This window comes from Emcibacter sp., assembly GCF_048269205.1.
In the GTDB taxonomy this organism is placed as follows: Bacteria; Pseudomonadota; Alphaproteobacteria; order Sphingomonadales; family Emcibacteraceae; genus Emcibacter.
In genome coordinates this window covers 234,758-257,827 of record NZ_JBLXJC010000003.1, presented here as the reverse complement: position 1 = coordinate 257,827, position 23,070 = coordinate 234,758, and the positions used below count along the sequence as shown (strand labels likewise).

22 protein-coding genes are annotated in these 23,070 nt (G+C 55.8%); 20 read left to right on the top strand and 2 right to left on the bottom strand.

Annotation, left to right across the window (positions count from 1 at the left end; all coding sequences use genetic code 11):
• Positions 1-48 precede the first annotated feature (48 nt).
• The 7 genes from asnB to ACN0YD_RS13495 all read left to right on the top strand — a co-directional run bounded on the left by asnB (position 49) and on the right by ACN0YD_RS13495 (position 9,903).
• Positions 49-2,073, top strand: a complete 2,025-nt coding sequence (asnB, locus tag ACN0YD_RS13525; RefSeq protein ID WP_417320643.1) for an asparagine synthase (glutamine-hydrolyzing) — start codon at positions 49-51, stop codon at positions 2,071-2,073.
• A gap of 185 nt (positions 2,074-2,258) precedes the next feature.
• On the top strand, positions 2,259-3,662 hold the full coding sequence (locus tag ACN0YD_RS13520; RefSeq protein WP_417320641.1) for an aldehyde dehydrogenase family protein: 1,404 nt from the start codon (positions 2,259-2,261) through the stop codon (positions 3,660-3,662).
• 175 nt (positions 3,663-3,837) lie between these two features.
• Positions 3,838-6,057, top strand: a complete 2,220-nt coding sequence (locus ACN0YD_RS13515) for a TonB-dependent receptor family protein (RefSeq protein WP_417320639.1) — start codon at positions 3,838-3,840, stop codon at positions 6,055-6,057.
• 118 nt (positions 6,058-6,175) lie between these two features.
• Entirely contained in the window at positions 6,176-6,571 is a 396-nt protein-coding gene (locus ACN0YD_RS13510) for a hypothetical protein (protein WP_417320637.1), read from the top strand.
• Between the two features lie 25 nt (positions 6,572-6,596).
• On the top strand, positions 6,597-7,166 hold the full coding sequence (locus tag ACN0YD_RS13505; protein ID WP_417320635.1) for a hypothetical protein: 570 nt from the start codon (positions 6,597-6,599) through the stop codon (positions 7,164-7,166).
• Positions 7,163-7,897, top strand: a complete 735-nt coding sequence (locus tag ACN0YD_RS13500) for a ZIP family metal transporter (protein ID WP_417320633.1) — start codon at positions 7,163-7,165, stop codon at positions 7,895-7,897. Before ACN0YD_RS13505 ends, ACN0YD_RS13500 begins: the two co-directional genes overlap by 4 nt.
• Before the next feature lie 143 nt (positions 7,898-8,040).
• A complete protein-coding gene (locus ACN0YD_RS13495; protein WP_417320631.1) occupies positions 8,041-9,903 on the top strand; it encodes a methyl-accepting chemotaxis protein in 1,863 nt (620 codons plus the stop codon).
• 73 nt (positions 9,904-9,976) lie between these two features.
• Here the strand turns inward: ACN0YD_RS13495 and ACN0YD_RS13490 are convergent, their stop codons facing one another.
• A complete protein-coding gene (locus ACN0YD_RS13490; RefSeq protein ID WP_417320629.1) occupies positions 9,977-10,765 on the bottom strand; it encodes a cyclase family protein in 789 nt (262 codons plus the stop codon).
• Positions 10,766-11,069: 304 nt separating this feature from the next.
• Between ACN0YD_RS13490 and ACN0YD_RS13485 the strand changes: the two genes are divergently transcribed.
• The 13 genes from ACN0YD_RS13485 to ACN0YD_RS13425 all read left to right on the top strand — a co-directional run bounded on the left by ACN0YD_RS13485 (position 11,070) and on the right by ACN0YD_RS13425 (position 22,455).
• Positions 11,070-11,537: a MarR family winged helix-turn-helix transcriptional regulator gene (locus ACN0YD_RS13485; protein WP_417320627.1), complete on the top strand. Its 468-nt coding sequence runs from the start codon at positions 11,070-11,072 to the stop codon at positions 11,535-11,537.
• The gene (locus tag ACN0YD_RS13480; protein ID WP_417320626.1) at positions 11,534-12,349 is read left to right on the top strand and encodes an enoyl-CoA hydratase family protein; all 816 of its coding nucleotides are present in this window, start codon (positions 11,534-11,536) and stop codon (positions 12,347-12,349) included. The genes ACN0YD_RS13485 and ACN0YD_RS13480 overlap by 4 nt, the downstream gene beginning before the upstream one ends.
• Before the next feature lie 2 nt (positions 12,350-12,351).
• The gene (locus tag ACN0YD_RS13475) at positions 12,352-13,527 is read left to right on the top strand and encodes an acyl-CoA dehydrogenase family protein (protein WP_417320749.1); all 1,176 of its coding nucleotides are present in this window, start codon (positions 12,352-12,354) and stop codon (positions 13,525-13,527) included.
• 13 nt (positions 13,528-13,540) lie between these two features.
• Entirely contained in the window at positions 13,541-13,936 is a 396-nt protein-coding gene (locus tag ACN0YD_RS13470) for a RidA family protein (protein ID WP_417320624.1), read from the top strand.
• Positions 13,937-13,950: 14 nt separating this feature from the next.
• On the top strand, positions 13,951-15,129 hold the full coding sequence (locus tag ACN0YD_RS13465) for an acyl-CoA dehydrogenase (protein WP_417320622.1): 1,179 nt from the start codon (positions 13,951-13,953) through the stop codon (positions 15,127-15,129).
• A gap of 117 nt (positions 15,130-15,246) precedes the next feature.
• Positions 15,247-17,397 (top strand): thiamine pyrophosphate-dependent enzyme, encoded by a 2,151-nt coding sequence (locus ACN0YD_RS13460; RefSeq protein ID WP_417320620.1) that lies wholly within the window; start codon positions 15,247-15,249, stop codon positions 17,395-17,397.
• Between the two features lie 3 nt (positions 17,398-17,400).
• On the top strand, positions 17,401-18,933 hold the full coding sequence (locus tag ACN0YD_RS13455) for an indolepyruvate oxidoreductase subunit beta family protein (protein WP_417320618.1): 1,533 nt from the start codon (positions 17,401-17,403) through the stop codon (positions 18,931-18,933).
• 33 nt (positions 18,934-18,966) lie between these two features.
• A complete protein-coding gene (locus tag ACN0YD_RS13450) occupies positions 18,967-19,437 on the top strand; it encodes a MarR family winged helix-turn-helix transcriptional regulator (protein WP_417320616.1) in 471 nt (156 codons plus the stop codon).
• A gap of 13 nt (positions 19,438-19,450) precedes the next feature.
• Positions 19,451-20,902 (top strand): NADH:flavin oxidoreductase, encoded by a 1,452-nt coding sequence (locus ACN0YD_RS13445; RefSeq protein ID WP_417320614.1) that lies wholly within the window; start codon positions 19,451-19,453, stop codon positions 20,900-20,902.
• A 59-nt stretch (positions 20,903-20,961) separates the two neighbouring features.
• Complete coding sequence (locus tag ACN0YD_RS13440) at positions 20,962-21,240, top strand: helix-hairpin-helix domain-containing protein (RefSeq protein WP_417320612.1); 279 nt, start codon at positions 20,962-20,964, stop codon at positions 21,238-21,240.
• Between the two features lie 8 nt (positions 21,241-21,248).
• The gene (locus ACN0YD_RS13435; protein ID WP_417320610.1) at positions 21,249-21,803 is read left to right on the top strand and encodes a TMEM165/GDT1 family protein; all 555 of its coding nucleotides are present in this window, start codon (positions 21,249-21,251) and stop codon (positions 21,801-21,803) included.
• Between the two features lie 108 nt (positions 21,804-21,911).
• Positions 21,912-22,055 carry a hypothetical protein gene (locus ACN0YD_RS13430; RefSeq protein ID WP_417320608.1) on the top strand — a complete coding sequence of 48 codons (144 nt, stop codon included), beginning with the start codon at positions 21,912-21,914 and terminating at the stop codon, positions 22,053-22,055.
• Between the two features lie 73 nt (positions 22,056-22,128).
• Positions 22,129-22,455, top strand: a complete 327-nt coding sequence (locus ACN0YD_RS13425; protein WP_417320606.1) for a hypothetical protein — start codon at positions 22,129-22,131, stop codon at positions 22,453-22,455.
• Between the two features lie 131 nt (positions 22,456-22,586).
• Here the strand turns inward: ACN0YD_RS13425 and ACN0YD_RS13420 are convergent, their stop codons facing one another.
• The gene (locus ACN0YD_RS13420; RefSeq protein ID WP_417320604.1) at positions 22,587-23,069 is read right to left on the bottom strand and encodes an aromatic-ring-hydroxylating dioxygenase subunit beta; all 483 of its coding nucleotides are present in this window, start codon (positions 23,067-23,069) and stop codon (positions 22,587-22,589) included.
• Position 23,070: the final 1 nt, after the last annotated feature.

Sequence of the window (23,070 nt, the reverse complement as noted above, 5' to 3'; positions counted from 1 at the left end):
GTAACGAACTAATATATTTAACCTCAAAGCCAGAGAGCAGAAAATATCATGTGCGGCATTGCCGGAGTATTTTATTTCGACAGGGAACGTCCCGTTGATCCCCAGATTCTTGCCAATATGGCGGCCATTCAATATCATCGCGGTCCGGATGGATTCGGCGTTGAAGTCATGGAGGGCCGCGGGGTGGGTTTCTCCCATGCCCGGCTGTCCATTATTGATCTGCACGAAAACCGGGGACGTCAACCGTTCCGTAACGGGGATGACAGCCTGCTTCTGGCCCATAACGGCGAATTTTATGATTACCAGCGCATCCGCACCGACCTGACAAGTCGCGGGGCCCGCTTCACTACAAAAAGCGACAGCGAGATTGTTCTGCATCTTTATCCCCGGTTCGGGCTGGAGGAAACACTGCGGCGTCTGCGCGGCGAGTTTGCCTTTGCCCTTTATGATGCAAAAGAAGATGCCCTGCATCTGGTGCGGGATCGGTTCGGGGTCAAACCGCTTTATTATCATGCCAGTGATGACGGTGTGGTGTTCGGATCCGAAGTCAAGGTGGTGATGGCCCATCCGGATGTGGCGCGCCGCTTTAACAATGAAGGCGTCCTGCACCAACTGATGCAGGTGATGGTGCCCGGCACCACGGCCTATGACGGTATTCACCAGGTCAAGCCCGGACATGTGGTTACATTCCGCCGGCAGGGCACCGGGTACAAGATGGAAGACCGGCCCTACTGGGACTTCGAATTTCCCGAGGCCGGATACCATTCCGGGCCAAAAAGCGAGGAAGAAAGTATCGAGACGGTGCGCGAAGGGCTTACAGAAGCCGTACGCTTGCGTCTTGAAGCCGATGTGCCGGTCGGATGTTATCTGTCCGGCGGGGTGGACAGTTGTTCCATCCTCGGCCTGTCTGCCGCCATGCGCCAGAATCCGGTCAAGGCCTTTACCATCGGGTTTACCGATGCGGACTATGACGAAACTCCCATCGCCCGGGAAATGGCGGATGCCACAGGGGCGGACCAGGATGTCCTGCGCCTTGACGGCAGCCATCTCTACGGCCATTTCGAAGAAACCATCTGGCATACGGAACGCACCGTCTACAATACCCTGGCGGTGGCCAAGTTCCTGATGAGCCGGCATGTACGTGATGTGGGCTACAAGGTGGTGGTGACCGGGGAAGGCTCTGACGAGTTGTTTGCCGGCTACCCCTCTTTCCGCCAGGATCTTTTCCTGCATGGCCTGGACGATCTGGAGGCTTCCGAGCGCCGGAAATGGGAGGCTATGCTTGGGGAAAGCAATGCCCTGTTCAAGGGCGCCATGCTGGCCGCCGAACAGCATGATGACCCTTATCTGACGGACCGGGTCGGGTTTACGCCGAGCTGTCTGCAGCCCTGGCTGAGCTGTGAGGAGACGGCCCGTACCGTGCTGAATGCGGACCGTCGCGAAGATCTTGCCGCTTACAAGCCGGGCCAGGCGATCGCTGAGAAGCTGGACCGGAATATGCTGGACGGTCGTCATCCCCTGGACCGGGCGCAATATGTGTGGTCGAAAACCATGCTGGAAGGACAGATCCTGACCTGGGGCGGCGACCGTGTGGATATGGCCAATAGCATGGAGGCCCGTCCGGCCTTTCTGGATCACCATCTGGCCGAAGCCGCGACCCGCATTCCGCCGTTGCACCGTATCAAGGGGCGACGGGAAAAATATGTGCTGAAAGAGGCTATGAAAGGCTTGTTGCCGAAAACGCTTTATGAACGCGAGAAATTCGCTTTCATGGCGCCGCCGGCCACCGTCAACAAGGACAAATGGTCGGCGATGATGGAGCTTGCCGGCGATTTCCTGAGTGAAAAATCTGTGCGCGAGGCCGGCGTGCTGGACAGTGCCGGGGTGCAGCGGCTTCTTGCCGAAGCTGAGGACGAAAAAACACCTCGCGCCCGTCTGGTTCAGCTGGATGCCATGATCAACCACATGCTTGGCGTTCAGATTCTGCACCGGAACATGATTGCCCGGGATATTCCCGCCCTTGCCGCGGAACAGGCGCGCAAGCTGGGCTGGCTTGTCCCCGCGGCAGCGTAACTTTACCCCGCCTATGCTACCTTAGTCTCAGTTTCTGATGCTTAGGTAGCATAGCCCCGGACTTTCCCTCTGTGATATTTTTAATGACCGGACTCCGCTGGAACAGCGCGTTTCGGCGGCAGGGTGCTTGTACAAGGCCCTGCTGTGACACAAATGATTCAACTTTCTAAACCGGGGAAGCTTCGATGGAATATAATCTTTATATCAATGGTAAAAGCGTGCCCTGCCACAGCCATATGGACATCTTCAACCCGGCCACAGGTGAGCTACTGGGTAAATGCCCGGTGGCGGGCAGGGAGCAGCTGGATGCGGCGGTTTCGGCGGCGGCGGAAGCCTTCAAGAGCTGGAGCCAGACCTCTGACGAGGTGCGCAAGGCGGCCTGTCATGGCATGGGCAAAATTCTGGAAGACCATGCCGAGGAACTGGCGAAGCTGGTTACTGAAGAGCAGGGCAAGCCGCTCAATGGCCTCGGGTCCCGTTTCGAGCTTGGCGGGTGCCAGGCCTGGACCCATTATACCGCCGATCTGGAACTCCCGGTCAAGGTTGTCCAGGACAATGAGGAAGGCTATGTGGAGCTGCATCGCAAGCCGGTCGGTGTGGTGGGGTCCATCACCCCCTGGAACTGGCCGCTGATGATTGCCATCTGGCATGTGGTTCCGGCCATTCGCTCCGGCAATACGGTGGTGATCAAGCCGTCGCCCTATACGCCGCTCGGCACCCTGCGCATGGTGGAACTGATGGCTGCGTCGCTGCCTCCAGGGGTGCTGAATGTGATCAGTGGCCGGGATGATCTTGGCCAGATGATGAGCGAACATCCGGGCATTCAGAAGATCGTCTTTACCGGATCCTGCGCCACCGGCGGCAAGATCATGGCCAGTGCCGCACCGACCCTGAAGCGCCTGACCCTGGAACTGGGCGGTAATGACGCCGGTATTGTATTACCGGATGTGGACCCTCAAGCCATCGCCGAGGGGCTGTTCTGGGGCGCCTTTATCAACGGCGGCCAGACCTGCGCTGCCCTGAAGCGTCTTTATGTTCATGAGGACATTTATGAAGATGTCTGCGCGGCCCTGACCGGCTATGCCGCCAATCTGCCCATGGGCAACGGCCTTGACGAAAATACCGCCCTCGGCCCTGTGCAGAATGAGATGCAATATAATAAGGTTCGCGATCTGGTTTCTGATGCGGTGGCAAACGGGGCGCGCGTTCTGCTGGGCGCCGATCCCAAGGAAGGGCCGGGTTATTTCTATCCCGCGACCCTGCTTGCCGATGTATCGAACGGCATGCGGATTGTCGATGAGGAACAGTTCGGCCCGGCCCTGCCGATCATCAAATTCAGCAGTCTTGATGAAGCCATCGAAATGGCCAACGCGTCCGAGAATGGCCTTGGCGGTTCCGTCTGGTCCGCCGATGTGGACAGGGCGAAGGAAATTGCCCTGCGGATGGAATGTGGCAGCGTCTGGATCAACAAACATGGTATGATCCAGCCCAATGTCCCCTTTGGCGGGGTAAAGAAATCCGGCATCGGTGTGGAGTTCGGGGAAGAAGGCCTCAAGGAATATACCACCATCCAGGCTGTCTATAGCTGACACCATAATCGATCGCATATTTTAACGGGAGGTGCCAATGGGACCTCCCTTTTTTTACTTCACGAGTATTAGATGTATATCAAGTTCTTATAAGAACGACTTGCATTTGCATATGCAGGATGCTAGTGATCTTCCAAAATTAATAATAATACTTAATTACTGGAGGACTCTTCCCATGAAATCTGTTTTGTATGCGGGTGTTGCACCTGTTGCCCTGGTCTTGTCTCTTTCCGCTTCTGTGGTGGCTGAGGAAGCCACGTTTGATGAAAGCAACGGCATGGAGCGCATCCAGGTTATCGGCAAAACATCTGACCGGGTAAAAATCCCCGGTGCCGCCCTTCGCCTGAGCGAGGAAGATCTGGATGTTTTCAAGTATGAGGATATTCTCCGTACCCTGCGCCTGGTGCCGGGTGTCAATATTCAGGAAGAAGATGGTTACGGCCTCAGGCCGAATATCGGCCTGCGCGGGTCAGGTGTGGAACGATCTGCAAAAATTACACTAATGGAAGATGGTGTGCTGATTGCGCCTGCACCCTATGCAGCCCCCTCAGCCTATTATTTCCCGACAACTGCCCGCATGGAAGCCATCGAGGTCCGCAAGGGATCCGCGGCTGTAAAATTCGGCCCGCGGACCGTGGGCGGGGCGATTAACCTTGTCAGCCGCTCCATCCCGGAAGAATTTTCCGGATTTGCCGATGCCCGCATCGGTGAGGACGGCCTCTATACCCTGCATGGATCAGTTGGCGGCTCCGGTGATCATGTTTCCGGTGTGGTGGAGATATTCCATTCTGCGAACGATGGCTTCAAAACCCTGCCCAACGGGGGTGATACCGGCTATGAAGTGACCGATATTCTGGGCAAGCTGCGTATCAGCTCCAGTGCAGATGCCGCGATTCCGCAGTCCCTGGAATTCAAGGTTTCCAAAACCGATGGTGATTCCAATGAATCCTACCTGGGTCTCAGTGATTCCGATTTTGCCACTGACCCTTATCAGCGTTATGCGGCAAGTGCCCTGGATAATATCGACACAGATCACAAGCAGTTCCAGATTACCCATACAGCGAATTTCGATGGTGTCGAGCTGGTGACCGTTGCCTATTACAATGAATTCGAGCGTGACTGGTTCAAGTTCCAGGATATCCGTAATGCCACGGTTTCATCCTGTGGCAGCGGCAGTTACGTCCTCTCCAATCCGGTGGAATGCGCAACAGAACTTTCCTGGCTGAAAGGGGAGACTGACAGTGCAGCAGGTGCCATCCGTCTTCGCCATAATGCCCGCAGTTACGAAGCCAAGGGCATCCAGTCCCTGGTTGCCATCCCGTTCGAGACCGGTGCAGCATCCCATGATTTCGAATTTTCCCTCCGCTATCATGAGGATTTTGAAGACCGGCTTCAGTATCATGAAAGCTTCACCATGATCGACGGCGATCTTGTTTATGCGTCGGAAGATGCCATTGGCTCTGCCGGTAACCGGCTTGTCAGCGCAAATGCCTGGGCCTTTTTTGCACAGGATACCATCACAGCCGGTAACTGGACGATAGTACCGGGGGTGCGTTTTGAGACGATCCGTCTTAATCGTTCCGACTGGGCCGCTGGCGATGCGGATCGCAGCGGTATGCGCAATGACCGTGAAGAAACCAAAGTGGATGCCTTCATCCCCGGTCTTGGCGTCAGCTACAAGGTTGATGACAGCCTGACCGTCACCGGCGGATTGTACAAAGGATTTAACCCTCCGGGTGCGGGTAACCCGGATGCGGTTGAGGAAACCAGCGTCAATGTGGAGCTCGGTTTTGTGTATAAGGCTGGCGCGCTTTATCTGGAAACCATGGTCTTCTGGTCAGATTACGACAATATCCTCGGAACCTGCACCGCATCCGTCGGCTGTGAAGTTGGCGAAATCGGTGACCAGTATAACGGTGGTGATGCACGAATCCTGGGTCTGGAACTGGTCGGTGGTTATGACATTGATGCAGGGGATGGCTGGACTGTTCCGCTGCAGGTCAACTACACCTATACCGATGCCGAATTCTCCAGCAGCTTTGACAGCGATTTCTGGGGTGATGTGGTTGATGGTGATAACTTCCCTTATCTCTCCGAGCATCAGCTGACGCTGAGCGCCGGGGTCGCCAATGATCGCTTCTCGGCGACGGCGCAGATGAACTATGTTTCTGCCTCCCGTGCCCAGGCAGGCAGTGGTGAAATTCCGGCTGATGAGAAAATCGACGGCCGTGTCGTTGTTGACCTGTCCGCCCATTATCTGATTCGGGAAAATGTGGAAGTTTTCGCCAGCCTGCATAATCTGTTTGACGAGGTTTATTCCGTTGCCCGCCGCCCTATCGGCCTGCGTCCGGGCAAACCGCGGACAGCAATTGGCGGAATTAAGGTAAACTTCTAAAAAATACTGAACATTATCCGAGTCGCCGGGCCATAACCGTTTAACCGCATGGACAAATACACTGACTGTTTGTAGAATTTCAAAGTGATATTTATACATGCGGTTAAAGGGGACGGATATGGCAGCGAATGATCATCATCAGGATTTGGTCCGGGATCTGGAAGAGCTCCTGACCGAACTTCATTTGATTTTATCCGAGAACAAAAACCAGCTTGAACAGGCGAAAGTCAGGGATGACCTGCTGAAGCTTCTTGCCTGGGCGGAAAGTGCCTATGCGGGCAGCGCAAGTGCGGAAAAGTTGTTGGAATCTCAAGGTCCCGGGCTTGTGGAACACATGAAAAACTGGATTGAGCTTGCCGGGGAGGAGTTTTTAATTCTGGAACAGGAAAGCCCCACGGTTGCGCCAGAGGGAGAGCCGGATCCCCAGAAGCTTTATGAAACGGTAGGCAAGCTGGAGGAAGTGATGGAGACACTCTCTCATCTGAAAAAACAGGCTGAACAATCATCTCCTTAATCTCCAATATTGAAAGGATCACACAATGACCGGGCCAGGACAGCAGGGAAAAACCATTTCTGAGGCCGTTGGTGTATTCAATGATGTCAGGAGCATGCAGGCGGCCATAGATGACCTGCAGGAACATGGCTTCATGCGGCAGGAACTGAGTGTTCTTGCAGGCGACAAAGCCATCGAGGAGAAACTCGGCCATATATACCAGCGAGTCGAGGAGGCTGAAGATGATCCGGAAGCGCCTCGCACGGTTTTTGTCCCTCTGGAAGATGTTGGCGATGCCGAAGGGGCATTGATCGGCACACCGCTCTATATTGCGGCGACTTCCGCGACAGCGATTACCGTGGCCACAGGCGGGACACTTCTGGCAGCGATTCTGGCAGCGGCGGCGGCCGGTGCAGTGGGGGCGGCAATAGGGACAATATTTGCCGGACTGCTCGCAAAGAACTATGCCGATGATATCCAGGACCATCTTGACCATGGTGGTTTTTTATTGTGGGTCAACCTGAGGTCACCCGAATTGGGCGACAAGGCCCGGGAGATTCTTGCCCGGCATTCCGCCCATGATGTTCATCTTCATGAAATCCCCCTTGCCGGATGATAGACCAGACTTTCTGGCTTCCTTTTATTGCCGGACTGCTGGCGGCCGGGGTGACCACGTCCGGGCTGCTGGTCATTCGCCGATTTGAAGACTGGGCAAACCGCAACAGCATATATTTTTCCTCCTTCGCCGCGGGCGTGCTGATTTCGGTGTCTTTTCTGCATCTTATTCCCCGTGCTATCGGCATGACGGCCCAGGCGCCGATATTTCTGCTGGCCGGGTTCCTGTTTCTTCATATCTGCAACCGGTTTATTACCGCCTATGTCTGCGACAGGCCGCAACGAGCCCGGTATGGAATCGGCCTGGTGCCCATGCTTGGCATCGGCCTGCATTCCTTCATTGACGGGATGGTCTACAGCGTAACTTTCTCGGTAAGCAGCTTTACCGGCATTCTGGCTGCAATCGGCATGATCCTGCATGAATTTCCCGAGGGCATTGTCACCTATGTCCTGCTGCGGAGAAGCAATATCGGTGCACGGACTGCCTTTGTCTGGGCTTTTCTTGCCGCAGCACTCACCACCCCGGCCGGGGTGCTGCTTTCCTATCCCCTTGTCAGCCGGATTGACGAGACTGTGCTGGGGAATTGTCTGGGGCTATCCGCCGGGGCGCTGATCTATGTGGGGGCAAGTCACCTGTTGCCCCGTGTAGAAGTCGAGCCCGCAAGATACAGCTTTATCACCTTGCTGGCGGGAATTCTGGTGGCTGTTGCCATGGTCCTAAGCTCAGGCTGAAGTGGTATCTACAACTGAATTATATAAAGTTTCAAACCCTTAATATTTTATTGACACTTTTGTTATAATATTCGTGCAATCGAATAATCGTAAAATAGAATAAATAATGAAAGTAAGTGATAGAATAGTTTTGGAGTAAAGTGGTGTTCAATAAGCTAAAAAATACAGGTTCTAACGGTACCGCAAGCGCGACATTGGAGGCATTGTCAAAATCCCAGGCAGTAATCGAATTTACTCCCGAAGGCGTAATTCTGACGGCCAACCCCCTGTTCCTGAAGACAGTTGGCTATGAGCTCTCCGAGATCAAGGGGCAGCACCACAGTATGTTTGTGCAGCCGGGATATGAGGAAAGTGCGGAATATAAAAAGTTCTGGGAAGATCTGGCGCATGGTCACCAGCAGTCTGCCATTTACAAACGCGTCGGCAAAGATGGCCAGGATATCTGGCTGAGGGCAAGTTACGTGCCGGTCGTGGGTGCCATGGGTAAAGTCATCAAAGTGGTAAAATTTGCCACAGATATTACCAGTGTACAGAACGACAATATTGATGCGGCTGGCAAGTTGAAAGCCCTGGACCGGGCTCAGGCAATTATTGAATTTGAGCTGGACGGCACCATTATCAAAGCCAACGAAAATTTTCTCAAAACGGTCGGCTACAGTCTGGAGGAAATCCAGGGCAAACATCACAGCATGTTTGCGGAAGGGAATTACGGCAAGAGCCCCGAATATAAACAATTCTGGGATGATCTGCGGAGCGGACAATTCAAAAATGGCGAATACAAACGTGTCGGCAACGGCGGCAGGGAAATCTGGCTGCAGGCCACTTATAATCCCATAACCGATGAAGAAGGTGTTCCGGTGCGGGTGGTCAAATTTGCCAACGACATCACAGAACAGAAAATGCGCACTGCCGATTTCGAAGGCAAGATCGAGGCCCTGAACAAGGCGCAGGCGACAATTGAATTTGATCTGGACGGCAACATTCTGACGGCAAATGAGAATTTCCTTGGCGCTGTTGGATATAGTCTTGATGAAATTCGTGGCAAGCATCACAGCATGTTTGTAGAAGCCAGCTATAGATCAACTGATGAGTACAAGAATTTCTGGAAGGAACTCAGCCAGGGCGTATTTCAGGCTGGTGAATACAAACGTGTTGCCAAGGGGGGGAAGGAGCTTTGGCTTCAGGCCACCTATAACCCTATTCTTGACCCGGAAGGTCGTCCGTTCAAGGTGGTTAAATTTGCCACCGATATCACCGAGCGGGTCCAGGCCCGGCTGGAGCGGGAACGCGTCGGGACAATTATCGATGAAAATCTTGACAAGATTCTCAAAACAGTAGGCGAAGCCAACGTCAAGGCCGGTTCTGCGGCCAGTGCCTCGACCCAGACAGATTCCATGCTGCAGGTTGTTGCTGCTGCTGCTGAGGAACTGAATGCCTCGATCCACGAAATTACGGAAAGCGTCGCTCACGCCCGGAAGGCGGCGGATACGACCTTTACGGAAACTGAATCCATCAATAGTTCCACCATGGAACTGAGCGATGCCGCGGAAGCCATGAACCGGATCGTTGTGCTGATTGAGGATATTGCCTCGCAGATCAATTTGCTGGCCCTCAACGCCACCATTGAATCCGCCCGCGCCGGCGAGGCTGGCAAGGGGTTTGCCGTGGTGGCCGGTGAAGTGAAGAACCTGGCCAACCAGGTCTCCGACGCCATTGGCCAGATTTCGGGAGAAATCAACCGGATGCAGAATGTTTCCAGCGATGTGGTGTCCCGCCTGGGGGCCATTAGCTCATCCATCGGCGATCTTCAGGGCAATGTGAATGGTATTGCCGATGCCATTGAGGAACAGGGTGCGGCGACCCGGGACATTTCCTCCAATATGCAGACGGCAGCAACCGCTGTGGCGAATGTCAATCATAACCTGAACGAGCTCTCCGGCAATATCGACGTGTCCAATCGATATGCCCAGGAAGGTATCGACCTGTACCGCAGCCTTCAGGCCTGAGATTATTCCGATCAAAGAAAGAAACCGCCCCGGATAATCCGGGGCGGTTTTTGTTTGTTTATCTTCAGTCGCGTTACTTTTTTGGCACCAGGGCGATAACACGAAGCGGACTGCCGGACCCTTCCTCGATTTTCAGCGGACTGGCGATAATGACGGCCCCTTTGGCCGGCAACTGGTCGAGGTTGGTCATGCACTGCAGGCCGTATTTGCCGGCGCCATGCATATAGTGATGGCAGGGATACTGGGGCTCGAAAGCAAAGGCCTGTCCCGCATCGGTGCCCACGCATTCGGTGCCGAAGCCGAGCACATTCCGCTCGTTCACCATGAACAGGACAGCTTCGGTGTCCGGGCCGGGGGAATGGGCGCCGTCTTCCTGCATGTTGGTATAGTTGCCGGCCGGCGCAACCTTGCGCCAGTCGGAGCGTAGGAATATCCATGTGTCGGGTTCGATTTTACCGTTCTCTTCTTCCCATTTCAGCAGAAAATCTTTTGTCAGGATAAAGCCGGGATTGGCCGCGACTTCCTTTGAGCAATCGATGACATTGACCGGGGCAATGAAATCCTGGAGCGGCATGGTGTCGACGGAGTTATTGGGCAGGTCCTTGCCGGTGACCCAGTGAATGGGGGCATCAAAATGGGTCCCGGTATGTTCACTGAAAGAGAGATTGTGCCAGTACCAGCCCGGTCCTTTATCGTCATAGCGGGAGATAACTTCTTTTTTAAAGCCCCAGGCCTGTCCGAATTCCTCCGGTAACTGAATGGTCGGATATTCCGGCCGCAGTGTTTCGGTCAGGTCGACGACCTCGAGCGCCCCGGAGGCCAGGGCGTTCATCAGCTGAGCATTTACATTGGTGTCAGTCATAGTTCATTCCCATCCTAGGTTTGTACAGCCCACCCGCGGGCGGACCTTGGTTTGTTCCTGTCCCCCGGGTCTCTCGAGGAACTGCGATGCTATTTATTTTATCTGTGATGTTATTTATTTTATCTATAAAGTAATGGGCGCATCACCCATATAACTCTGTTCTATAGCAATAATAACTATAATAATTGAGTTTGACAAATTTTATTTTAATACTAAAATATATAGCATATTGTACGGGATGGCTGGATGATTATCAAGTGGCCTTCTATCTGTAGCACACCAGATATTTATGGGATACTCCGGTATGAACGAAATGAATAGGGATATGAAAACCCTGCGCACCTGGCTTGCGCTTCTCAGGGCGTCCAATACCATCAAGAAGGATATTGATTCCAAGCTTCGGGCGCAGTTCGGCATTTCCATCTCCCGGTTTGATATTCTGTCCGCCCTGCAACGGGGCAATCGCAACGGTCTCAGGTCAGGGGAGCTGTCGCGCCAGCTTTTTGTCAGCGAAGGCAACACCACCCAGGTGATCGGCAAGCTGATACAGGAAGGCCTTGTGCTTAGGCGCAATGATGCCAATGATGCCCGGGTAGTGATTTATTCCCTGTCCGATGAAGGCGAGGCGCTGTTCAGGAAAATGGCGGACAAACATCGCAGCTGGATCGGGGAAACCTTCAAGGAATTGTCGGAGGCGGATCTTGCGGCCCTGCAGGACCTGTTGAGCCAGCTGCCGCCGTTACTGACAAGCAAGGAAAAGGATGTGGCATGACGCTGGACCCCAAAACATACAAACCCGAACATTTCCTCTGGCAGTTCGAGGACGGCATTGGCCGTGTGGCCCTCAATGTGCCGTCCCAGAAGAACCCGTTGACTTTCGAATCCTATGCGGAGCTTCGGGATTTCTTCCGGGAACTGGTCTATATTGACGAGGTCAAGGCGATTGTCTTTGGCAGTACCGACGGCAACTTCTGTTCCGGCGGAAATGTGCATGACATCATCGGTCCGCTGATCAAGATGGAGATGACCGGGCTGTTGAAATTCACCCGGATGACCGGCGATCTGGTCAAGGCCATGCGCGGCTGTCCGCAACCGATTATCGCCGCCGTCAACGGTATCAGCGCCGGAGCCGGCGCCATCATCGCCATGGCTTCAGATTTCCGTTATGCCACACCGGATGCACAGACGGCATTTCTGTTCAACCGGGTCGGGCTTGCCGGCTGTGATATGGGGGCCTGCGCCATCCTGCCGCGCATTATCGGCCAGGGCCGGGCCAGCGAGTTGCTGTTCACGGGCCGGGCGCTCGGTGCCGAGGAGGGTGAACGCTGGGGCTATTTCAACAAGGTGGTCCCTGCCGGGGAACTGGAAGCCGAAGCCATGAAAATGGCGCGACGCCTGGCCAGTGGCCCCACCTTTGCCAATGGCATCACCAAAAACCAGCTGAACATGGAATGGGACATGAGCCTGGATACGGCCATCGAGGCGGAAGCCCAGGCCCAGGCCATCTGCATGCAGACCGAGGATTTCGCCCGGGCCTATCACGCTTTTGTGGCCAAGGAAAAACCGGTTTTTGAAGGAAACTGATGATGCCCGATACAAGTTACCTCGACTGGCCCTTCTTCGAAGATCATCACCGGACTCTGGCCCGCGATCTGGATGTCTGGGCCCATGAAAACCTGCCGGCTATTGTTGATGCGGATGGCGCCCATGAAAATGTGGACGAGACCTGCATCGCGCTGGTGCGGGCGCTTGGAGAAGCGGGCTGGTTGCGCTATGCCGTGCCGAAGGCCTGTGGCGGCGTCCACGAAACACTGGATGTGCGTTCACTTGCCCTGATCCGGGAAACCCTGGCCCGCCATTCCGGCCTAGCCGATTTTGCCTTTGCCATGCAGGGGTTGGGATCAGGCGCCATCAGCACCTTTGGCTCGGAAGAGCTGAAACAGGCTTATCTGCCTGATGTGGCGACAGGCAAAAAGATCGCCGCCTTTGCCCTGTCGGAAACAGATGCAGGGTCCGATGTGGCGGCCATGCAGACTTACGTGGAACGTTCCGGCGATGGCTTTGTCGCCAACGGGGAAAAAACCTGGATTTCCAACGGCGGTATCGCCGACTTCTATACCCTGTTTGCCCGTAACGGCAGGGACGGCAAAAAGATGAGCGCCGTGGTCGTGGACAGGGATTGTGAAGGCTTTTCCGTTACCGATCGCATTGAGGTAATTGCACCCCATCCGCTGGGGACCTTGTCTTTTGATAATTGCAGGGTCGCCGAGGATCGTCAGATCGGCAATGACGACGAAGGCATGAAGATCGCGCTTGGTACCCTGGATATTTTCCGCACCACGGTCGGGGCAGCGGCGCTTGGTTTTGCCCGCCGGGCCCTGGACGAGGCGACGGATCGGGGGGTCAGTCGCAAGATGTTCGGCGCGACGCTCTCCGATCTGCCCATTGCCCAGGAGAGGCTGGCGGAAATGGCGCTGGATGTGGATGCTTCCGCTCTCCTGGTCTATCGCTCCGCCTGGGTCAAGGATGTCAAGAAAACCCGGGTCACCCGGGAAGCCGCAATGGCCAAGCTCTATGCTACCGACCAGGCCCAGCTTGTCATTGACAAGGCGGTGCAGTTGTTCGGTGGCCTTGGCGTAACCAAAGGCGTGAAGGTGGAGGAACTCTACCGGGAAATCAGGGCGCTGAGAATTTACGAAGGTGCATCGGAAGTTCAGAAAATTGTCATTGCCAGACAGCATCTTCAGGATCATAAAGCATAAGAGAGTTTGATACATGAGAAAAATATTGCAGCCCGAAGGCTGGCCGCGGCCGAAGGGGTACGCCAATGGCATCATGGCGACGGGAAAGATGATCTTTACCGCCGGCATCATTGGATGGAACGAGCGGGAAGAGTTTGAGCATAAGGACCTGATCGGTCAGTTGAGACAGGCGCTGATCAGCACGAAGGCGGTTCTGGCGGAAGCCGGGGCAAAGCCTGAGGATATTGTCCGCATGACATGGTATATTACCGACAAGAAGGAATATACCGAGAACCTTGCGGAAATCGGTGCCGTCTGGCGCGAGGTCCTGGGCAAGGTTTTCCCCTGCATGGCCTGTGTCCAGGTGGTCGCCCTGATCGAGGATGCGGCAAAAATCGAAATTGAAACAACAGCAGTAATACCTGACTAACGAGAGATAAAACAATGTCATCACTACCTTCATTTAACTGGGAAGATCCGCTGGGATTCGAAGATGCGCTGACCGAAGAAGAGCGCATGATCATGGAGAGCGCCCGGTCCTATTGCCAGGACAAGCTTATGACCCGGGTTCTGGAAGCCAACCGGCACGAGATTTTCCATCGCGAGATCATGAATGAACTGGGCGAACTGGGACTGCTGGGCTGCACCATTGACGGCTACGGCTGTGCCGGAACCAACTATGTCACCTATGGCCTGGTTGCCCGCGAGGTGGAGCGTGTGGACAGCGGATACCGTTCCGCCATGTCCGTGCAGTCTTCTCTTGTCATGCATCCGATCAATGAATTCGGCACGGAGGAGCAGAAACAGAAATTCCTGCCCAAACTGGCGACCGGTGAATATGTCGGCTGTTTCGGCCTTACAGAACCCAACGCCGGTTCCGACCCGGCCAGCATGAAAACCCGGGCCCGGAAGGTGGATGGCGGTTATTCCCTCAGTGGCGCCAAAATGTGGATCACCAACTCTCCGATCGCGGATGTGTTTGTGGTCTGGGCCAAGGATGATGAAGGCGATATCCGCGGCTTCATTCTGGAGAAGGGCATGAAAGGCCTTTCCGCGCCGAAAATCGAAGGAAAATTTTCGCTCCGCGCCTCCATCACCGGTGAGATTGTGATGGACGAGGTTTTTGTACCGGAAGAAAACAAATTCCCTGAAGTGAAGGGGCTGAAAGGCCCATTCAGCTGCCTGAACAAGGCCCGCTTCGGGATTGCCTGGGGCGCTATAGGCGCGGCCGAATTCTGCTGGCATGCCGCCCGTCAGTATACTCTTGACAGGATACAGTTTGACCGGCCGCTGGCGGCAACCCAGCTGGTGCAGAAAAAACTGGCTGACATGCAGACGGAAATCACGCTCGGCCTTCACGCCGCCCTGCAGGCCGGGCGCCTGATGGATGAGGGCAAGCTTGGTGTGCCTGCCATCTCCCTGATCAAGCGCAATAACTGCGGCAAGGCGCTGGACATTGCCCGTATGGCCCGCGACATGCACGGCGGCAACGGGGTTGCCGACGAATTCCATGTCATTCGCCATGTGATGAACCTGGAAGCGGTCAACACCTATGAAGGCACCCATGATGTGCATGCCCTGATCCTGGGCCGGGCCATTACGGGACTGCAGGCTTTCTCATAAGTTCGGATATATTACTCTTAAAATCATTTGATTTTTCAATTAATATATCCTAGAGTCTTGATTGTTGAGAGTCGTCCCTGCCGGGGCGGCTCCTCCAATTAAAAAGACGGGTGGACTATGGCTGAAAGATCATTTGCAAAAGAAGTTCAGGACCTGAAGGTTCCTGCCGGGGAGGAATTCCGCGGCGAAGGAATTCTGGCGGTCACCAAAGCGCTGCTGCAGTCCGGTGTCTCCTATGTGGGCGGCTATCAGGGCGCCCCCATCTCCCATCTGATGGACGTATTGTCCGATGCGGAGGATATTCTTTCCGAACTTGGTATTCACTTTGAGGCAAGCGCTTCCGAAGCGGCGGCGGCGGCCATGCTGGCGGCCTCTGTCAATTATCCCCTGCGCGGGGCCGTGACCTGGAAATCCACCGTCGGCACCAATGTGGCCTCCGACGCCCTGGCCAGTGTGTCCTCCAGCGGGGTCATGGGCGGCACCCTGGTGATCATTGGTGAGGATTACGGGGAAGGTTCCTCGATCATGCAGGAACGCTCCCATGCTTTTGCCATGAAGTCGCAGATGTGGCTGCTGGACCCGCGGCCCAACCTGGAATCCATTGTCGACATGGTGGAAAAGGGATTTGAGCTATCGGAAGCCTCCAATACGCCGGTGATGCTGGAACTCAGGATTCGGGCCTGTCATGTGCACGGCAGCTTCATTGCCAGGGAAAACAAGCGGCCGGAATTTACCCTGCGGGAAGCGATGGAAAATCCGGTGCGGGATTATGGCCGTGTGGTGCTGCCGCCATCCAACTTTGTCCATGAACATGAAAAAGTGGGCCATCGCTGGCCTGCTGCGGTGAAATTCATCAAGGATAACAAGCTCAACGAATTCCTCGGCGGTCACAGCGGTGATTGCGGGATTATCGTTCAGGGCGGCATGTATAATACGCTGATGCGGGCTCTGGCGCTGCTTGGTCTTGCCGACCACTATGGCAATACCGACATCCCGGTTTATTGTCTGAACGTGACCTATCCGCTGATTGATGACGAAGTGGCCGGTTTCTGTGTCGATAAAAAAGCGGTGCTGGTGGTGGAAGAAGGCCAGCCGGAATATCTGGAACAGAATATCAATACCATCCTTCGGCGTAAGGACATCCAGACCAAGGTGCACGGCAAGGACGTGCTGCCGCTGGCCGGGGAATATACCGGCCAGGTGATTCTGGAAGGGGTCAGAAAATTCTATGAAAAGAACAACACCGAGGTCATTGCCGACAGTCCGGCTTTGCCGGCCGTTCTCAACGAGGAGGAACATGCCTCGCTGGCGGAAACGGTGCCGGCCCGCCCGGTAGGCTTTTGTACCGGCTGTCCGGAACGTCCGGTCTTTACGGCCATGAAGCTGTTGCAGAGGGAACTGGGCAATATTCATGTAAGCTGTGATATCGGTTGTCACCTGTTTTCCATCCTGCCGCCCTTTAATATCGGCAATACCACCATGGGCTATGGCCTGGGCTGGTCCGGCGCCTCGGCGTTTAATACGGAATCTGACAAGCGCACCATCTCCATCATGGGCGATGGCGGCTTCTGGCATAACGGCCTGACCAGTGGCGTGGGCAACGCGGTGTTCAACAAGAATGACAACCTGCTGGTCATTGTGGACAATGGTTACAGTGCGGCGACCGGCGGGCAGGATATTCTGTCCTCCCGGGCCATAAACAAGAGCAAAAGCACCAACAATCTCATCAGCAAGGCCATCGCCGGGCTCGGCATCAAATGGCAACGCACGGTGGAAACCTATCGCATCAGCGACATGGTGAAAGTGCTCAGGGAAGCTATGACGACCCCGGAAAAGGGGCCCAAGGTGATTATTGCCGAGAGCGAATGCATGCTCAACCGCCAGCGCCGGGAAAAGCCCCAGCGCAACAAAATGATCAAGGACGGCAAGCGGGTGGTCCGGGCCAGGTTCGGTGTTGATCCGGACACCTGTACCGGGGATCACGCCTGTATCCGCCTGTCCGGTTGCCCTTCATTGACCATTCGCGACAATCCGGACCCCTTGCGGGAGGACCCGGTGGCCTGGGTCAACAATGACTGCGTCGGCTGCGGGGTGTGTGGCGAGGTCACTCATGCGGCGGTTCTGTGTCCGTCCTTCTTCCGGGCGGAGCTGGTCTATAACCCTAACGGGTGGGATCGTTTCACTTCCGGAATAAGGGTTAAAGTGATTGGCTTCCTGCAGCGCCGGATCGACAAAAAACGCGCCAAATACAGCTTTGGGGAGGTCTGAGCCATGACTGAACTTTTAAAAGACCGTCCGATTAATATCGCCATTATCGCCATGGGCGGACAGGGCGGCGGGGTTTTGTCCAAATGGATTCTCGACCTGGCCGAATCCCAGGGCTACATGGCGCAATATACCTCTGTGCCCGGTGTGGCCCAGCGCACTGGCGCGACGATCTATTATATCGAGCTGTTTCCCGCCCATATGGCAGAGCGGGCCGGTAAGAAACCGGTACTGGCCCTGACTCCAATTCCCGGTGATGTGGACATCGTCATTGCTTCGGAAATGATGGAGGCGGGGCGCGCGCTGGTGCGCGGCTTTGTGACCGGCAAGACAACCCTTCTCGCATCCGATCACCGCGACTATGCCATAGTTGAAAAACAGGAAATGGGTGACGGACGCCGCGAACTGGACAATGTGCGCGAGCTTTCCCAAAAAAGCGCCGGTAAATTCATCTGTTTCAACATGGACGAGGCCGCCCGTTCCGTGAATGCGGTGATCAGTTCCGTTTTGTTCGGCGCGCTGGCAGGTTCAGGGGCCTTGCCCTTCGAGCGCAGCACCTTTGAAAAAACCATCGAGGACACCAAGAAGGCGGTGCCAGCCAATCTGCGTGGTTTTGCCCTGGGCTTCGAGCGGGCCCGTGGCCAGCTTCCGGTTGAAGAAGTGGAAGCTGCCAAAAACCCGTCCGGACAACCGTCTCCGACCGTGGCGCCTTTGCTGGAACGCATGAAAAAGGACTTTCCGGCCCACGCCCATTTCCTGATGACCGAGGGGCTGAAGAAACTGGTGGATTATCAGGACCCGGCCTATGCTAACCTCTATCTGGACCGCCTGGGTGAAGTTGCCGAACTGGACCGGGAGCTTGGTGGCGAGAAACGGGGCTTCGGCCTGACCAAGGACATGGCCCGCTATCTGGCGCTGGCCATGGCTTATGACGACACCATCCGGGTCGCCGACCTCAAGGTGCGGGCGTCCCGCTTCGACCGGTTCCGCGATGACGTCAAGGCGGCCGACGGACAGATTGTGGATGTGTCTGAATACCTGCATCCCCGGCTTGAGGAAATGTGCGACATCCTGCCGGCGGGGCTCGGCACTTATTTTCTCGGCAGTAAATTCTGGCGGTCCGTTTTTGATCGTTTCCTCGGCAAGGGACGGCGGATTACCACCACGCGGCTGCCCGGATTTTTGCTTTTTTATGTGCTCAGCAGCCTCAAGGGCATGCGCCGCGGCAGTCTCCGGTTTAAAAAGGAAACCGCCCGTATCGAAGCCTGGATCGACAAGGTGAAGGAAGCGGCCCGTCTTGACTACGAGCTTGGCTGTGAAGTGGCCGGGTTGCAGCGGCTGATCAAGGGCTACAGCGGCACCCATGAACGTGGCATCGGCAATGTGATGACAATCATGGCGGCTTACGAGGCTTTCAAAACCCGTCAGGATGCGGCAGAGTGTCTGAAGAAGCTGAAAGTAGCTGCCCTCAAGGACGAGGAAGGTGTGGCCCTGGCGGCAGCACTGGACGAGGTGGCTACGGCAAGGACAGCCGCCTGATCCGGGCAGGTCTGTCGACAAACGGGAAAAAGAATGAGCATTAAAAAACCCGGGGATAAGAACTTCACTCTGGAAGAGTCGCCCCTCTATCACCTGAACCACACCTCGGCGACCTATACAGCCGAAATGGCCGAAGCGCTTAAAGGCGTTGGCATGGACCAGACCCAGTGGCGGGTGCTTGGCCTGCTTGGTGACAAGAATCCCAGCATGGTCAACGAACTTGCCCGTAAGGGGGTCATCAAAATGTCGACCCTGACCCGCATGCTGGAGCGCATGGAGCGGGATGGGTTGGTCACACGCAAGGCCTGGGAACAGGACAAACGTAACATCCAGGTCTTTATTACCGACAAGGGACTGGAGGCGCTCGAAGTCGCTCTGTCGGTCAACGCCAATATCTATAACTGCGCGGTGGAGGGGCTCTCGGATGAGGACCTGGAACAGTTTATGAAGGTCCTGAAGCATATGCGGGAAAATCTGAACCGGTCCCCCCACGCCCCCCGTTAAAAGAGTTTGTACCATGTGGAAACCGCCTGAAAAGATCAAATGTCCGCCCGCTCCCGGGGCCTGGCCTTCTGTGGAAGAGGCAAGCGCCTCGCGCCTGTTTTCCCCGCTGAGGCAGGGCAACCTGGAACTTGACCAGCGGACCTGGATTCCGGCTATGGTGCCCTGGCGGGCTACGGAAGGCGGGGAAGTGACCGATGCGGTGGTGGAATGGTATGAACGCTTCGCCATAGGACGGCCCGGCGCCATAGTGGTGGAAGCCACCGGCATCCGCAATGTGCCGTCCGGCCCGCTGCTCAGGATCGGCCATGACCGCTATATCGATGGTCTCAAACGCATCGTCGAGGCCGTGAAAAAGGCGAGCGGCGGCGAGACCAAACTCTATATCCAGATCATCGATTTCCTGTCCATCCGCCGCCGACCGGCCCGGGACAAGTTCCTGTCCCGTTTCCTGAAGGTCACCGACGCGCACAGGAAGGCTTTGGGGGCCGAGGACTGGTCCGAGCAGACCGTGCGCGAGGCCCTGATGGTGCTGGAGGATGAGGCGCTTGCAAAAATCCTGTCCCCAAGGGAACAGGAAGATCTGGAGCGCGGCCACCGGGAGCGGGTGAGTGACACGCACCTCCCCCATATCCGTGAGTTGCCCGAGGTGCTGCCCGGCCTGTTTGCCGATGCGGCCCGGCGGGCGAAGGAGGCGGGCTTCGACGGGGTCGAGCTGCATTACGCCCATGCCTATACCATGGCCTCGTTCCTGTCGCGCCTGAATATGCGCGAGGATGGCTATGGCGGTTCGCCCGAGGCCCGGGTGCGCCTGCCATTGGAGGTGTATGACGCCTGTCGCAAGGCGGTGGGTGAAGACTATGTGTTGGGCTGCCGCATGTTGACCGAGGACTGTATCGAGGGCGGCAGCACGCTTAAGGACACGGCCTATTACGCGCAAAAATTTGCCGAGGCGGGCATGGATTTTCTCTCCTTCTCCCGCGGCGGCAAGTTCGAGGATGCGCTGCCGCCCAAGGTGGGGGAGGCGATCTATCCCTATACCGGCCCCAGCGGTTATGAATGTATGCCCCAGTTCATGTCGGATGAACAGGGTCCCTACGGCCGCAATGTGGAGCCGGTGGCCCATATCCGTAAAGTCCTGCAAAAGGCCGGGCTTGATGTGCCGATGGTGGTGGCCGGCGGCATCCACGGTTTCCAGCAGGCGGAAGATATCCTCAAGGCCGATATGGCCGATGTGGTGGGGCTCGCCCGGCAGGCCATGGCCGACCCGGACTGGTTTTTGAAGGTGAAAACCGGCGCGGGCGATGCGGTCAATGTCTGCAAATATACCAACTACTGCGAGGGCCTCGACCAGAAGCACAAGGTGGTGACCTGCCAGCTCTGGGACCGGGTACAGCTCAACGATCCTGATGCGCACCTGACCCCGGACGGCAAAAGGCGCCTGACCGCACCGCTGTGGAGACGGTAAAGGTCCTGACTTCAGTCCAGAATATGATAACCTCTTACAGACATCACGGAGAGATTATCATGACCGTCACAGATCATCGCAAACTCATTGACCTTACTTCCGTCGGCCCAGCGACCGTGAAAGATCTTGCCCTGTTGGGCATCACCACGGTGGCGCAGCTCAGGAACCGCGACGGAGCGGATCTTTATCATAGATTATGTTTGGAGACCGGCGAGCAGCATGATATCTGCTGCCTTGATGTGTTTATGTGCGCCATTGCCCAGGCTCGGGATCCCAACCTGCCGCAAGAACAGAAAAACTGGTGGTATTGGAGCAAGCAGCGCAAAATGAACGGATAGCGTAATCCATGGATGCTTTTCTCACTTCCACCCTGACCGTGGCTTTGGCCGAGATCGGCGACAAGACCCAGCTTTTGTCCCTGTTTCTCGCCACCCGCTACCGCAACAAGATGGCCATCATCATGGGCATTCTGGCGGCGACGGTGGTCAATCACGGTATTTCCGCCTTCCTCGGCAACTGGGCGGTGGGGTATGTGCCGGAGGACCTCTCCCGCTGGATCGTTGGCGGCAGTTTCATCATCCTGGCCTTCTGGCTCTTGATCCCGGACAAGGACGGCGACGGGGACGGCAAGTTCGACCGCTACGGGGCGTTCGTGGCCTCGCTGGTGCTGTTCTTCCTTGCCGAGATCGGTGACAAGACCCAGGTGGCGACCGTAGTCCTCGGCGCTCAATATGACTCGGTGTTGCTGGTCACGCTCGGCACCACGCTCGGCATGCTGATCGCCAATGTGCCGGTGGTCTATATGGGCGAGGCGCTGATGCGCCGCCTGCCGCTTCAGGCCGCCCATATCGCTGCCGCGGTCCTGTTTGCCGCCGTGGGGGTTATAACAATTCTTTTCTGATACATCGCCGGAAAAGATACTGCCGTTGTCTTATTGTAACTTGTGCGGGTACGTCCCATATATAATACAGCAGCAAATCCTTGCTGCTTTACAGGAAAGGCATTTCATATGTCCTACAAAACTTTCTCCCAAAAGCATCAGTCATCTGACAAGAAGCCGGCGGCTCCCACGCTGGTCACTTCTGCACCGGTTGCCGGCCCGGAGGTCAAACCTGCAGAAATTCCGGTCAAACCGGAAAAGCCCGGGAAATAACATTTCCGTTCGGGGAGAGAGCCCAGGTTCTCTCCTTGCATGCCTGACAAACACAGAATTTTTCCCAGGGGATATGATGAAAATACGCACAAGCCAAAAGACCGTGACCTTCAACAGACCCTTTACCCTTGAGGGGTATGATGACCTGTTGCCCGCCGGCAATTATCTCGTGGAAACAGAGGAGGCCCCTCTGGATGGATTATCCTTTAATGCTTTTCGCCGTGTTTCCTGCATGATCAACCTGCAGCCGAGCCGGCAACACCCGGGCGAGATCAGGACATTGATCCTTGCTCCGGCCATTCTGGATGCGGCGCTTGCCCGCGACCTGTCCCCGGCGTCGACCTCTCTTGACCTCCCCGGCCCCCGCAAACCAAAATCCCGCCCCCGCAAATCCGCCTGAGCTTTCCACCGGACAATGACCTGTGCCCCTCTCGCTGCGGCGATCCTGTTCGCCGCGGTGGGGGTAGTGACGGTTGTGAGTTAGAAAAGCCCAAGTGTGCCGGGCTTTTCTGTGTCAGATATAATTGATGCCTAGATATAATTGATGATCGAGCCGTGGGAGTCATCGCAGTTGATCAGGTCGACCCGCTTGCGCTTGATTTTATAGCTATCTCCCTCCCTGACCAATGTATGGGTACAGGTGCCGGCAAAGACGGTCTGGGTCTGGTAAAAGACCACGGCCTGGAAGTTGGACTTCACCGTGCAGTTGCCGGTCGCCCCGTCATGCTCCAGCAGCCTGATATTGCCCAGAATGTGCGAGCTTCTGACCGGATATTGCTTGGACGGGGCCTGGGCGTGATCCAGGTTGTGATAACGGATGGTCATCATGGCCCGGTCGTCATAAAAGATCGAGATATGGTTGAGCGGGTCCTCCTGGTCCGGCGTCACCGGCATCCAGTAGTCGCCGTCCTCGGTGAACAGCTCGATCCAGGGTTTGAGGTCAAGGCTGTCGAGAAGATCAGCCTCGTGATAGAGGAAGGCCTCGATTTCTTTCAGATCTGGTTTGTTGCTCATC